13 protein-coding genes are annotated in these 12,947 nt (G+C 60.4%); 1 reads left to right on the top strand and 12 read right to left on the bottom strand.

Annotated features, from left to right (window positions below):
- Window positions 1-762, top strand: a complete 762-nt coding sequence (locus ACA053_RS23240) for a MipA/OmpV family protein (RefSeq protein WP_497313401.1) — start codon at window positions 1-3, stop codon at window positions 760-762.
- A gap of 114 nt (window positions 763-876) precedes the next feature.
- On the opposite strand, the gene ACA053_RS23235 is transcribed toward ACA053_RS23240, so the two are convergent.
- The 12 genes from ACA053_RS23235 to ACA053_RS23180 all read right to left on the bottom strand — a co-directional run bounded on the left by ACA053_RS23235 (window position 877) and on the right by ACA053_RS23180 (window position 12,936).
- Window positions 877-1,275, bottom strand: a complete 399-nt coding sequence (locus ACA053_RS23235; protein ID WP_176457759.1) for a DMT family transporter — start codon at window positions 1,273-1,275, stop codon at window positions 877-879.
- Window positions 1,276-1,285: 10 nt separating this feature from the next.
- On the bottom strand, window positions 1,286-1,660 hold the full coding sequence (locus tag ACA053_RS23230; RefSeq protein ID WP_497313397.1) for a DMT family transporter: 375 nt from the start codon (window positions 1,658-1,660) through the stop codon (window positions 1,286-1,288).
- Complete coding sequence (locus tag ACA053_RS23225) at window positions 1,657-2,577, bottom strand: arginase family protein (RefSeq protein ID WP_497393796.1); 921 nt, start codon at window positions 2,575-2,577, stop codon at window positions 1,657-1,659. The genes ACA053_RS23230 and ACA053_RS23225 overlap by 4 nt, the downstream gene beginning before the upstream one ends.
- A 286-nt stretch (window positions 2,578-2,863) precedes the next feature.
- Window positions 2,864-3,202, bottom strand: a complete 339-nt coding sequence (locus ACA053_RS23220) for a GlpM family protein (protein ID WP_497313393.1) — start codon at window positions 3,200-3,202, stop codon at window positions 2,864-2,866.
- On the bottom strand, window positions 3,202-4,530 hold the full coding sequence (gene aauR, locus ACA053_RS23215) for a two-component response regulator AauR (protein ID WP_497393795.1): 1,329 nt from the start codon (window positions 4,528-4,530) through the stop codon (window positions 3,202-3,204). Before aauR ends, ACA053_RS23220 begins: the two co-directional genes overlap by 1 nt.
- Entirely contained in the window at window positions 4,527-6,428 is a 1,902-nt protein-coding gene (gene aauS, locus ACA053_RS23210; protein ID WP_109634479.1) for a two-component sensor histidine kinase AauS, read from the bottom strand. The genes aauR and aauS overlap by 4 nt, the downstream gene beginning before the upstream one ends.
- A 271-nt stretch (window positions 6,429-6,699) precedes the next feature.
- Entirely contained in the window at window positions 6,700-7,434 is a 735-nt protein-coding gene (locus ACA053_RS23205) for an amino acid ABC transporter ATP-binding protein (protein WP_109634476.1), read from the bottom strand.
- Window positions 7,431-8,102 carry an amino acid ABC transporter permease gene (locus tag ACA053_RS23200; protein WP_109634474.1) on the bottom strand — a complete coding sequence of 224 codons (672 nt, stop codon included), beginning with the start codon at window positions 8,100-8,102 and terminating at the stop codon, window positions 7,431-7,433. The genes ACA053_RS23205 and ACA053_RS23200 overlap by 4 nt, the downstream gene beginning before the upstream one ends.
- Window positions 8,102-8,848, bottom strand: coding sequence for an amino acid ABC transporter permease (locus ACA053_RS23195; protein WP_109634473.1), 747 nt, complete (start codon window positions 8,846-8,848; stop codon window positions 8,102-8,104). The genes ACA053_RS23200 and ACA053_RS23195 overlap by 1 nt, the downstream gene beginning before the upstream one ends.
- A gap of 192 nt (window positions 8,849-9,040) precedes the next feature.
- Complete coding sequence (locus ACA053_RS23190; protein WP_109636201.1) at window positions 9,041-9,955, bottom strand: glutamate/aspartate ABC transporter substrate-binding protein; 915 nt, start codon at window positions 9,953-9,955, stop codon at window positions 9,041-9,043.
- 266 nt (window positions 9,956-10,221) lie between these two features.
- On the bottom strand, window positions 10,222-11,490 hold the full coding sequence (gene mtr / locus ACA053_RS23185; protein ID WP_497313388.1) for a tryptophan permease: 1,269 nt from the start codon (window positions 11,488-11,490) through the stop codon (window positions 10,222-10,224).
- A gap of 108 nt (window positions 11,491-11,598) precedes the next feature.
- Entirely contained in the window at window positions 11,599-12,936 is a 1,338-nt protein-coding gene (locus tag ACA053_RS23180; protein ID WP_219094582.1) for an amidase family protein, read from the bottom strand.
- Window positions 12,937-12,947 lie beyond the last annotated feature (11 nt).

The following is a 12,947-nucleotide window of genomic DNA, read 5'->3' as shown; positions in this document are numbered from 1 at the left end:
ATGTCGAGGATTACGATTGCTCTCTTCGCCGCGCTGACGTGCCTTTCGGGCAACGTTTTAGCGGACGGCATCACCGGTGAGGCGGGGGCTGGCCTCAGCTATCAGCCGCACGATCCGACCGGCAGCCGCTATGAAACCCGGCCGGTGCCGTATCTCGATCTCGACTGGGGTGATGTCAGCCTCGGCACGGACGACGGGCTGACCTGGGACGCGTTGAACACCAAGGGTTTCAGCGCCGGGCCGTTCGTGAATTACCTGCCGGGGCGCACGTCCAACGGCGAACTGCAGGGCCTGCGCGACGTGCCGGACATGGGCGAGGTCGGTGGCTACGTGCAGTACGCGCCGGCTGATTTCTGGCGGGTGTTTGCCTCGGTCGGGCAAGCGATTGGCGGGCGCGGCGGCCAGGGCGGGGTGTTGGGGCGCGTTGGCGGGGAGGTGGGTTATCCACTGGGTGGCGGGGTAATTGGCAGCTCCAGCCTGACTGCGCATTTCGCTGATGCGCGGCAGAGTCAGACGTTCTTCGGCGTCAGTGCCAATGAGTCACAAGCCTCGGGGATCAGGCCTTACAACGCGGGCGGTGGTTTGCAGAATGTGGCGTTGACCCAGAGTTTCGAGTTTCCGCTGGCGCCGCAGTGGTCGTTGTTGACCAGCGCGAGCTGGGTTCACCTGACGGGAGCGGCGGCGGATAGCAGCATTGTCAAAGAGGTGGGGGAAACTAACCAGGGGGAAGTGCAGGCGGCACTGGCCTACAAGTTCAATTGAAGGTTCTTGGTTGGCCTGTCTGACGCCATCGCGGGCAAGCCCGCTCCCACAGGTTATGCGCCGTCCATGTGGGAGCGGGCTTGCCCGCGATGGGGTCCTTGAGATCACAAAAATCTAGGTTTCTTCGCCTTCGGCCAGCAACGCAATCCCGCCCATAATCACCGCCACCCCGACCCAGTGCAGCACGCTGATCTGCTCGCCCAACCCCAGCCATGACCCGAGCAACACCCCAACAAACACCAGCGAACTCAACGGGAACGCCAGGGACAAACTGCTACGCCGCAAGATCAGCATCCACACGAAAAACGCGCCGATGTAGCAGGCAATCGCGAACCAAACCCCCGGATTCACCGCCACGGCCAGCAACCATTGCAGGTTGAAATCCATCTGCCCCAGTTGATCTCCACCGACCTTCGTAGCGATCTGGCCGGCGCTTTCAAAGCCTATCAGCAACGCCCACAGCACCACCGTGCCGAGGCGCTCATGCAGCCAGTCGGTCTTGCCTCTGATCATCGATTGAACCTCATGCATGGGTGACACACACGAGCATCACGCCCGCCGTAATCACCAGGGTGCCGAGCCAACGCCGGCGGCTGACGGTCTCGCCGAGGATCAGTTTGCCGGCCAACACCACACCGCAATACGCCAGCGCCGCCGCCGGAAACAACAGGCTCAGCGGCGCCCGGGACAGGGCTTCGAGCCAGACGAAAAACTCGATCACATAGGCGCCGATCCCGCACCACAGCAGCGGCGCGTTGAACACCTGGCCCCAGAACGCATTCAGGCGAAAGCCGCCTTCGAGTTCCGGCAATCGGTCCAGGCCGAGCTTGAAACAGAGCTGGCCGATGACGTCCAGCACGATGGAAAACGCCACCAGCACAATCACGGTGTAGGTCATGGGAACAGCTCCTCGAACAGGTCGATCAACGCCTGGTTGGTCGTCGAGTTGCGCAGTAGATCCGCTTCGCTCCAGCGTTCGGCCGGGGGCTGGTCGGACTTGGCTTCCCAGCGTTTGAGGGCGTTGCTGAAGGCCGGGCGGGCGTACTCGCCGCAGATGTCGATGCCGATGATTCGCTTGCTCGCCGCCAAGGCTCTGATGGCTTGCAGCAAATGGCTCAGGCGCATGCCGCCCTGGTCCCAGTTGGTCGCCGCGTCTTCGCTGGCCAATACGTCCTTGTCGACGGTGATCCATACCGCGCGGGTGGGCAGGCTGGCGATCATCTGTTCGAGAAACACCGGCCAGTCGAGCTCCGCCAGATTGCGCCAGTGCAGCAGGTTTTCCTGCTGTTGATGGCCAGCGCCGTCACCCACCCGGCCCCACACTTTCGAGGGCGGACGCTGCCACGGAAACAGCTGCAACACGCCGCGTTTCAGCGCCCGCACATTGCCGCCCTTGAGCTGCGGATTTTGCAGGTCATCGCTGCACGGGCCGAGGGTGACGATGCGCTGGATGTTCGGCAGCTTCAGCGCCTGATTGACCCACGAACCGCAATGCCGGCGCGGGGCGAAGCGGACCCAGTCGGGGTGGTTGTCGAAGTGGATCAGGCTCACCGGCTCCGGCAAATCGCTCAGGAAGGCCGGGGTCAGATGGTGGTAATCACCGGAGCCGACGAAGAAAATTTCTGGCTGCGGGCCGCTGTGCCGGGGCCGTTGCTGCAAGCGTTCGGCAAAGCGGCGAAAGGTCCGTTCGCTGGACCACAGGCGCAATTTCGGGCCGAGGTCGAGCAGGTCGAGGCGTTTGGCACGGCCGCTGTCCAGCAGCCTCGAGATGGGCGCCTGGGCTGTCAGGCTGTGGTCGAGATCTAAAATGTTCAAGGTCGCAATTCACCCTTGGCAGACCCTCCCAGACACCGGCTTCATCCATCATGAAGGCCGGCCGAGGGGGCTTTTGGGGGTAAATGCAAGGGGCGGGCCAGCTGCCACCGATCAGACACCGCAGATCCTTTGATGATCATTCCCACGCTCCGCGTGGGAATGATCACACACCGCAGACTCTGTAGGAGCGAGGCTTGCCCGCGAAGAGGCCGGTGCGTCCGATGCATCTCCTGCGATAGGAACACCGCCTTCGCGGGCAAGCCTCGCTCCTACAGAACCTGCGGGGTCAGGCGTGCAGGCGGACCCAGACGGTGACGAGGACGGTGGCGGCCATCAGCCACGCCACTGCCGCCACGGCGAGCGACGCTTCGAGCCGCATCCGGTCGACCATCAGATACAACGTCGCCAGGTAAACGAAGTACGGAATAATCGACCACATCCCGAACACGATGGTGGTCTTCAAATCCTCCAGCGAACGCCCCTTGCCGACGATGTAATGCGCAATCAGCGCAAAGGTCGGAAACAGCGGCACTAACCCTGCGATGTAATAGTTTTTGGTCTTGGCCAGCGCGGCGAGGATGACGACCACTGTCGCACCGAGCGCCGCTTTCAATAACAGGTCCATCAGTGGCTCAGTCCGTACTTTTTGACTTTGTCGAACAGCGTGGTCTTGGCCATTCCCAGTTCCAGGCTGGCCTGGGTCAGGTTGCCGCCGCTGCGCTGCAAAGCATCGTTGAGCAAGTTACGTTCGAAGGCTTCCACCGCTTCAGCGAAGGCCAAACCCTGATTGCTACCGCTGGCGCCGGACTTCTTGAAGGCCGGCAGACCGAGGGCAAAACGCTCGGCGACGTTGCGCAACTCGCGTACGTTGCCGGGCCAGTCGTGGCTCATCAGGTTCGACAAGGTCTGGTTGTCCAACTCCGGCACGGCGCGGTCGAAGCGCAAGGACGACTGCTGCAGGAAGTGTTCGAACAATTGCAGGATGTCTTCGCGACGTTCGCGCAGGGGCGGCAGTTCCAGGGTCACCACGTTCAGGCGGTAATACAGGTCGCTGCGAAACTCGCCGACTTTGCTCGACTCGTCGAGGTCGGATTTAGTCGCCGCAATCACCCGGCAATCCACGGCCACGCTCTGGTTCGAACCCAGGCGTTCCAGGGTGCGTTCCTGCAACACCCGCAGCAGTTTGATCTGCAAGGGCAGGGGCATGCTTTCCACTTCGTCGAGGAACAGCGTGCCGCCGTCGGCGTGTTCGATCTTGCCGATCCGTCGTTTGCCGGCGCCAGTGAAGGCGTTGGCTTCATGGCCGAAGATCTCGCTTTCGAACAGGTTCTCCGGCAGGCCACCGCAGTTCAGCGCGACAAACTGTTTGGTGTGGCGGCGACTGAAGTCGTGCAGGCAACGCGCGACCAGTTCCTTACCAGTGCCGGTTTCACCTTCGATCAGCACGTTGGCCGACGTATCGGCGACGTTGGCGATCAGTTCGCGCAGGTTCTGCATGGCCGGCGAGCGGCCGATGATCCGGCCTTCCAGGGAGTCACGCTCCGCCAGTTGCCGGCGCAACGAAGAGACTTCCCGGGCCAGGCTGCGTTGCTCCAGCGCTCGGCGGGCGACATCGACGAGGCGTTCCGGGGAGAACGGTTTCTCCATGAAGTCATAGGCGCCTTTCTGCATCGCGCCGACGGCCATGGAGATGTCGCCGTGGCCGGTGATCAGCACCACCGGCAGGCTGCGATCCCGGGCCTTGAGTCGGGTCAGCAATTCCAGGCCATCGATGCCCGGCAGGCGGATGTCGCTGATGACGATGCCGGCAAAGTTGTCGCCAACCCGCTCCAGCGCTTCTTCGGCGCTGCCCACGCCCACGCAGGGAATGTCTTCCAGGGTCAGCGCCTGTTGGCAGCCGAGCAGCACATGGGGGTCGTCTTCGACGATCAGCACACTAAGGTCGTTGTTCATATTGGCTCGGCGTGAAGGGGGCTTACCAACGGTAAACTGAGGACGAAGGTGGTGCCACCGCTGGCCGGGTGTTCGACACCCAGATGCCCGCCGGTGGCGGCGGCCAGGCTGGCGGACAGGGTCAGGCCGAGGCCCAGGCCTTGTTCGCCGGGTTTAGTGGTGAAAAACGGTTCGAACAGATGCTTGCGCGCTTCGGCATCGATACCGTGGCCGTTGTCGCGTACGCGCAGGCGATATTTACCGTCGAACTCCTCGCCTTCCAGCCACAGTTCGGGCAATGGTTGTGCCTGCATGGCGTCGAGGGCGTTGCCGATCAGGTTGACCAGAATCTGCTCAAGGCGGGTCTGGTCGATCTGCACTTGCCTGTCGTCGAATTCGCGGTGCACTGTCAGATGGACGCTTTCAACCCGACCGCCCAGCAGTTGCATCGCGGCGTCCACGGCTTTGCCGAGGCAGGCCTGGCCCTTGTCGTCACCCCGGCGGGCGAAGGAGCGCAGGCTGGCGGTGATCCGGCCCATGCGGTCGATCAATTCATTGATGGTCTTGAGGTTGGTGCTGGCCACGTCCAGTTGACCGCGCTCGAGAAAGCGCACGGTATTGCCAGACAAAGTGCGCAGCGCCGCCAGCGGCTGGTTCAGTTCGTGGGCGATGCTGGTCGACATTTGGCCGATGGCCGCGAGTTTGCCGGCCTGCACCAGTTCATCCTGAGCGCGGCGCAAGGTCTCTTCAGCCTGACGCCGTTCGCGGATCTGACCCTTGAGCCGCTCGTTGCTGGCGCGCAGGTCGGTGGTGCGTTCGGTAATCCGACGCTCCAGTTGATTGTTGGCTTCCTGCAGGGCTTCACGGGCGGCGAGGCGGGTGGAGATCACCTTGCGTCGCTCGTTCCAGGCAATCAGCAGGAACGCCACGAGGGCAAATGCCACGGCTACCAGAATCCCCTGGTTGATCGCTTCGCGGCGCAAATCCTGTAGCGGCGTGAGGAGGGTGAAATTCCACGGGGTGTCGCTCAGGGGGCGGGTCTGCGAGAGGTAACTGATGTCCTCTTCGTCGGACTCCACTTCACTGTTGGCGGGGAAGGTCAGTTTTTCCTCGCCTTCGGCCAGTTGTTCCCGGGCCAGCGGTTGCAGTTCGTTCAGCGGGAACCAGTAGTACTGCAGGCTGCGGGCCAGTTTTTCCTTGGTTTCGTCGCTCAACGGCACAACCGATTTCAGCCGTCGTGCCGGATCGCTGGACAGAATGATGATGCCGTTCTCGTCGCTGACGAAGGCTTCGAGGCGTGCGCGCTGCCAGCGTTCTTCCATGGCTTCGAGGCGGACTTTGACCACGGCGACGCCGATGATCTTGCCGTGTTCTTCCAGGCCGTGGGCCAGGTAATAACCGGGTTCGCCGCTGGTGCTGCCGATGCCGTAGAAGCGTCCCGGCTGACCGCGCACCGCGTTCTGGAAATAGGCGCGAAAGGACAGGTCTTCACCCAGGTAACTGTCGACATCGCGCCAGTTGCTGGTGGCCATGACGCGGCCGGTGGTGTCCATCACGTAGATGGCCCGACTGCGGCTGCGCCGGTTCAGGCCTTCGAGGTAATCGTTGACGGTCTGCCGGTGTTCCGGTGACGGGGCGGCCAGCAGTTTTGAAACACTGGATTCCAGTTCCAGCAGGCTGGGGAGGTAGGTGTACTTGCTGATCTCGCTCTCGACGGCGCGGGCGTGCAGTTCGAGCTGACGCTGACCGTTCTCGCTGAGGCTGCGTATCCCGTAGTGTTCACTGATCCAGAAGCCGAGGAAACCCAATCCGATCATCAGGGCGATGACCAGCGGCGGCAGGAACAGATGGCGAATCAGACGGGGTTTCACGGCGAGTGATGGCGGCGCGGCGCGATAGAGAGTGGGGTCGCATTTCATCACAGATGCCTTGGGTCAACCACAACACAAATCTCCAGACCACCACCGACCCCTTGTAGGAGCGAGCCTTTGTGGTGGGGGATTTCTGTGGCGAGGGGATTTATCCCCGTTCGGCTGCGCAGCAGTCGTCAACCCATCAAATTCGGTTCGAATTTGAAGTGCTGGGGCCGCTTCGCAGCCCAACGGGGATAAATCCCCTCGCCACAAAACCCACTATCCCAAATCCCTCAGCACAAAAGCCCGCTCCCACAGTTGGGGAGCGGTGTCTTTCTTAGTGCTGCAGAATCTTGTTAAGGAAGTGCTGTGTACGCTCGGCACGATGGGTGATGTCGCCGAAGAAGTCTTCTTTCTTGCAGTCTTCGATGATCTTGCCCTGGTCCATGAAGATCACGCGGTCCGCCACTTTGCGGGCGAAGCCCATTTCGTGGGTTACGCACATCATGGTCATGCCTTCGTGGGCCAGTTGCACCATCACGTCCAGCACTTCGTTGACCATTTCCGGGTCGAGCGCCGAGGTCGGTTCGTCAAACAGCATGACGATCGGGTCCATCGCCAGCGCACGGGCAATCGCCACACGCTGTTGCTGACCACCGGAGAGCTGGCCCGGGTGCTTGTGGGCGTGAGCCGAGAGGCCAACGCGCTCAAGCAGTTGCAGGCCTTTCTTGGTGGCTTCTTCCTTGCTGCGGCCCAACACCTTGATCTGCGCGATGGTCAGGTTCTCGGTGATGGTCAGGTGCGGGAACAGTTCGAAATGCTGGAACACCATGCCCACGCGCGAACGCAGTTTCGGCAGGTTGGTCTTCGGGTCGGCGATGGACGTGCCATCAACCACCACATCGCCTTTCTGGAACGGTTCCAGGGCGTTGACGCATTTGATCAGGGTGGATTTGCCGGAGCCGGACGGCCCGCACACCACGATCACTTCGCCTTTTTTGACCTCGGTGCTGCAGTCAGTCAGTACCTGGAAGTCGCCATACCACTTGTTGACATTCTTGATAGAGATCATACGGCAAACCTTTTTTGCAGACGCTTGACCAGCAGCGAGGCGGCAAAGCTGATTGTGAAGTACGTGAGACCTGCAAAGATCAGGAACTCATTGGAGCGACCGATGATGTCGCCACTGGCACGCGAAGCATTCAGGAAGTCCACCAGGCCGACCGCATAGACCAGCGAGGTGTCCTGGAACAGGATAATGCTCTGTTGCAGTAGCAGGGGTGTCATCTTGCGGAACGCTTGCGGCAGGATGATCAAGCGCATCATCTGGCCATACGTCATGCCCAGGGCCTGGGCAGCACCCATCTGGCCCTTGGGAATCGACTGAACGCCGGCCCGGACGATTTCGCAGAAGTACGCCGCTTCGAACATCATGAAGGCCACGATGCAGGAGGCGAACGCGCCGATCGGGGTGTCTTCGCCGGTGATCCAGCGCAGTACGAACGGCACCGCCAGGTAGAACCAGGTGATGACCAGCAGCAGTGGGATCGAACGGAAGTAGTTGACGTAGGCGCCGGCGATGTTCGACAGCAGCTTGCTGTGGGACAGGCGCATCAGGGCCAGGATCGTGCCGAGGATGATCCCGCCGACGACGCCCAACGCCATCAGTTGCAGGGTCATGACCATGCCGTTCCACAGGCCCGGCAGGGACGGGACGATGCCCGAGAAGTCGAATTCCATCATTTACCCCCTACGGAGATCAGGCCCGGTACGGCCACTTTCTTCTCGACCCCACGCATCAGCAGCATCAGGCTCATGTTCAGGGTGAAGTAGATCAGGGTGGCCAGGGTGAACGCTTCGAACAGGTTGGCGGAGAACTCGGCGGTCTGTTTGGTCTGCGCGAGCAGCTCCATCAGGCCGATCAGCGACGCCACGGAGGAGTTCTTGAACACGTTCAGGAATTCCGAGGTAAGCGGCGGAATGATGATCCGGTACGCCTGGGGCAGCAGCACGTTCCAGTAGATCTGCGGCAGTTTGAAGCCCATGGCGCGAGCGGCAGCTTCCTGGCCGCGAGGTAGCGCCTGGATGCCGGTACGCACTTGTTCGCACACTCGAGCGGCGGTAAACAGGCCCAGGCAGACGACGACGCTGAGGAAAGCCGAGGTGGTCGGGTTCAGGTCCTGCTTGTACCAGTCCTGCAGGTTTTGCGGCAGCAGATCGGGTACCAGGAAGTACCAGATGAACAGCTGAACCAGCAACGGCACATTACGGAAGAGTTCGACGTAGCAGGTCGCGATGCCCGATACGATGCGATTCGGCACGGTGCGCATGACGCCCAGAACCGAGCCCAGCAGCAGCGCGATGATCCAGGCGGCGACGGCGATGGCGATGGTCCAGCCCAAACCGGATAGGTACCAGTCGAAATAAATTTCGCTGCCCACGCCGGTGGACTTGAAGAATACGCTCCAGTCCCAGTTGTAATTCATTAGGGTCTCCCCTCAGATCGTTCGATGTACAAATGCCCGCCTGGGGAAGCTCCGTTCCCGCCCGACCTTGACGATCAGGCACACACGAGCGGCTCGACAGCCACCGGTTCGAGTGTTTCCAAAAATGCCAGCAGGGAGTGACTATCTCCTGAAAGGGTAGAGGCCCTCTCAGGAGATAAGGTTAGTCAGAAATCAGGACTTCTTGTCGTCAGCCGCTTTATCGGTCGGATTGGCGATCAGGGTCTTGAGCTCGTCGCTCATCGGGAAGTTCAGGTTCAAGCCCTTTGGCGGGATTGGCGACATGAACCATTTGTCGTAGATCTTGTTGATCTCGCCCGACTTGTAGGTCGCCACGATCGCGTCGTCGACAGCCTTCTTGAACGGCTCGTCGCCCTTGCGAACCATGCAGCCGTAGATTTCGTAGGATTGAGGAGTACCGGTCACTTCCCAGTCCTTCGCATTCTTGGCCTTGGCCGCTTCACCCGCCAGCAACGCGTCGTCCATCATGAAAGCCACTGCGCGGCCGGTTTCCAGCATCTGGAAGGACTCGCCGTGGTCTTTGGCGGAGATGACGTTCATGCCCATCTGCTTGTCGGCGTTCATCGACTTGAGGATGCGCTCGGACGTGGTGCCCGCGGTGGTCACGACGTTCTTGCCTTTGAGGTTGTCGAAGTCCTTGTACGCGGAGTCTTTCTTGGAGAGAAGACGCGTACCGATTTCGAAGATGCCGACGGAGAAGGCCACTTGCTGCTGACGTTCTACGTTGTTGGTGGTGGAGCCGCATTCGACGTCCACGGTGCCGTTCTGCACCAGCGGGATACGGGTTTGCGAGGTTACGAGGTTGTATTTGACCTGGAGGTTCGGCATGTCCAGGTCTTTCTTGATGGCTTCGACGATTTTCAGCTGGATATCGTGGGAGTAGCCGACCGGTTTGCCGGAAGCGTCCGCGATATAGGAAAACGGGATGGAAGCGTCACGATGCCCGAGGGTGATCACACCGGACTCTTTGATCTTCTTCAGTGTGCCGGTGAGTTCGGCAGCGAAAACTGGAGTGCTAATCAGAGCGGCAGCAATGGCTGCGCCCAGGATATGGGGAACGATGCGCATCAAATTTTCCTCGACATTGTTTTTTTTATGGAGCCAGTTCATCGGCCCTTTTGTGCTTCGAATGCCTGACGGCTCCTGAAGTGGGGTGCAACAGGCATTCGTCCAAGAGTGTAGAGCATGACTCGTGCCAGGCCAGGCCAGATAGATCAAGTTATTGATTTATAAGGGTATTAAATATTTATGGCGCTGATTTTGGCGAAGGATAATCCGGTAAACCGAATCGACCGACAGGTCGCGTTCGGAAAACCGAATGGCGTTTGAGACCGCTAGCGCCACACCGGCAACAAATCCAATGAAAACAGCACATGTGAAATCGCGCTGATCACGCCGAAAAACAATATCAGGGCAATCATGGGCTGGCCTCCCCAGACGCGATACCGCGGGCTGCCAAAGCGCTTGCGTGATGCGCTGGCCAGCAATGCCGGGGTAATGACGGCCCAGAGGGTCGCCGCCAGACCGGCGAAACCGATGGCATGGATAAACCCTTCTGGCCACAACAGCCCGCAGAGCATAGGTGGTAGGAAGGTGGTGGCTGCGGTTTTCAGGCGACCTCGCGGGCTGTCGTCAAACCCCAGCACATCGGCCAGATAATCGAAGAGCCCCAAGGACACGCCGAGAAAGGAGCAGGCGACGGCGAAGTTGGAAAAAAGGCTGAGGAATACATCGATTTTCGCACTGTTGAGCATCGCCCCCAGCGCGCTGATCAGCACGTCGATATTGCCGCCACGCTGAGCGATGTCCTTGAACCCGTCCCGGGGAATGTTGCCCATGCTGCAAACCATCCAGACAACGTACAGCCCAAGCGCGATGAGGGTGCCGCTGACCAGGCAGGCACGGATACGCTGCGGGTCTTTGCCGAAGTGTTTCATCAGGCTGGGAACGTTGCCGTGAAAACCGAAGGAGGTCAGGCAGAAGGGCAGGGTCATCAGCAGGTAAGGAAGGTAGTGGCTATCCGTGGCGTTTCGATTGAGCAGTGTCGCCGGTTGCACGTGATCGAGCAGCCCGCCGAAGGTCAGGAAGAACGCGATAATCTTTGCACCGAAGATCACTGTGGTCACCCGGCTCACCGCTGCCGTGCTCAGCCACACGATGAGCGCGACCGTCAGGGTGAAATACAAGCCCCCGGCGCGTGCCGACAGATTCACTCCCAATGATTGGGCGCTGTGATGAATCACCGAACCGCTGGCCGAGATGTAGGCGTAGGTCAGCGTGTACAGGACAAAGACGATGCTCAAGCCGTTCAACACATTCCAGCGACGACCCAACAGGTCTTTGGTGATCGTTGAAAAACTGGCACCGGAACGATAGTTAAGGTTGGCCTCAAGAATCATCAGGCCGGAATGCAAGGTGCAGAACCAGGCAAACAACAGGACCGCGACGGAGCCGTAAAACCACAGGCCGGACATGACGACCGGCAGCGAAAACATGCCGGCACCGACGATGGTGCCACCGATCATCATGGCACCGCCGAGCACCGAGGGCGACCGTTCGAGTGCGACGGGGGGAGCGGAAGTGGACGTAGAAGTGCTGCGCATGGCAAGGCCTGCATTTGAGTTATTAGAGGGCTGTTCTTTCGGCGGGCCAGGTTGCAGGCGCGCGTGAGAAAGGATCAGCGCCATTCAGTGAATGGCGCCGACAGCGCGTTAACGCATGGCCAGCAAACGGGATAATTGGCGCGATCTCTCCAGCAGCAAGCTGTCCTGCCCGGGCAACGCGTCGAACGAGAGCCCCACCGGCAGCGAGTGTTTTTCCGCTACCGGCACGGTGACACTGGGCGCCGCCAGGTTGCTCGCCGGGTCGGTGTTGCGCACGAAGGTCTCGAAGTTGCTTTCTGCCTCGCACTCCGTGAGCAACGGTGCCGTACAGCTGACGGTGGGGTAGGCAATCACATCCAGTTGATGGGCGTTGAACAGACGGCTGTATTCACGACTCAGCTGCAGTTTGCTCATCAATGCCTGTACATAGTCGGTGTAGGAAATCGCCGGGCTCTCAAGTTGCGCCGTCAGTATTTTCTTGATGCCCGGGTCCCGGATCTGCGCCAGGATGCTCAAAAATTGGTCGCCCCAGCCTTCTTTCATCAAGAAGCGCGGGAAGTCGATAAAGAACTCGTAAATAGGTAATGGGAATTGAATGCTCTCATTGATTTCCCCGATCAACAGGTCATCGACCGGAACCAGCTCCACGCCCCGATCTGCCAACACCTCGATAGCCGCGAAGCAGTCGCGTCGGACTTTTTCGTCGAGGTCGGCCCAGAAGAATTTTTCCGGTATGCCCACCCGTAGGGGTCTGTTGTCGTCCGGGGGCGCTGGGTGGTTCCCGGTCAGGTGATGGTGGATGTACTGACAGTCTTGCAGTGTGCGGGTCAGTAGCCCTGGCGTGTCCTTGGTCTGGGAAACGGGCACGATGCCGTCCACCGGGTAACACCCCGTGGTGGGGCGAAACCCGACGATCCCGCAGAACGCCGCGGGTATGCGCACTGACCCGCCGGTGTCGGTACCCACGGCGCAGGGCACAAGACCGGCTGCGACGGCTGCCGCACAACCACCGCTGCTGCCGCCCGCGCTGTAGCGTTCGTCAGCCGGGTTGACCACGGCGCCGTAAGTTTGGTTGGCCGACGTCACCCCGAACGACAGTTCATGCATGTTGTTCTTGCCAACGACCCTCGCGCCCAGCGTCTTGAAACGCTCGACAATCCCGGCATCGGACAACGGGTAGTAAGCAGCGAGCCCCGGCGTTCCTGCGGTGGTCGGCATGCCGCTGACATTGATGTTGTCCTTGAAGGAAACGGGAATGCCATACAGGCTCGCCTCCCGGTCGGCCCCGAGGGCAACCTCGAACGCCGTCGGGTCGAACGTGATGAAGCTGTTCAGGTGTTGATGATCAAACTGTTTATCGCGCAGGGATTGGTGCCAGGCATCCAGGCAATGGCGACCACTGCGAAATCCGCTGACGAGTTCTTCAATTGAAAGCTGGCTGTACATAAAACGGTCTC

It is taken from the genome of Pseudomonas sp. LBUM1672 (assembly GCF_059695655.1).
The sequence above is the reverse complement of the archived record's forward strand: the minus strand, read 5'-3'. Positions and strand labels throughout refer to the sequence as shown.

Excerpts from the sequence above, each read along its gene's own strand:
- ACA053_RS23235 (WP_176457759.1), bottom strand. The coding sequence starts at position 1,275 with ATGATCAGAGGCAAGACCGACTGGCTGCATGAGCGCCTCGGCACGGTG.
- aauR (WP_497393795.1), bottom strand. The coding sequence starts at position 4,530 with ATGAACAACGACCTTAGTGTGCTGATCGTCGAAGACGACCCCCATGTG.
- ACA053_RS23190 (WP_109636201.1), bottom strand. The coding sequence starts at position 9,955 with ATGCGCATCGTTCCCCATATCCTGGGCGCAGCCATTGCTGCCGCTCTG.
- ACA053_RS23205 (WP_109634476.1), bottom strand. The coding sequence starts at position 7,434 with ATGATCTCTATCAAGAATGTCAACAAGTGGTATGGCGACTTCCAGGTA.
- ACA053_RS23220 (WP_497313393.1), bottom strand. The coding sequence starts at position 3,202 with ATGGACCTGTTATTGAAAGCGGCGCTCGGTGCGACAGTGGTCGTCATC.
- aauS (WP_109634479.1), bottom strand. The coding sequence starts at position 6,428 with ATGAAATGCGACCCCACTCTCTATCGCGCCGCGCCGCCATCACTCGCC.
- ACA053_RS23195 (WP_109634473.1), bottom strand. The coding sequence starts at position 8,848 with ATGAATTACAACTGGGACTGGAGCGTATTCTTCAAGTCCACCGGCGTG.
- mtr (WP_497313388.1), bottom strand. The coding sequence starts at position 11,490 with ATGCGCAGCACTTCTACGTCCACTTCCGCTCCCCCCGTCGCACTCGAA.
- ACA053_RS23200 (WP_109634474.1), bottom strand. The coding sequence starts at position 8,102 with ATGGAATTCGACTTCTCGGGCATCGTCCCGTCCCTGCCGGGCCTGTGG.
- ACA053_RS23230 (WP_497313397.1), bottom strand. The coding sequence starts at position 1,660 with ATGACCTACACCGTGATTGTGCTGGTGGCGTTTTCCATCGTGCTGGAC.
- ACA053_RS23240 (WP_497313401.1), top strand. The coding sequence starts at position 1 with ATGTCGAGGATTACGATTGCTCTCTTCGCCGCGCTGACGTGCCTTTCG.
- ACA053_RS23180 (WP_219094582.1), bottom strand. The coding sequence starts at position 12,936 with ATGTACAGCCAGCTTTCAATTGAAGAACTCGTCAGCGGATTTCGCAGT.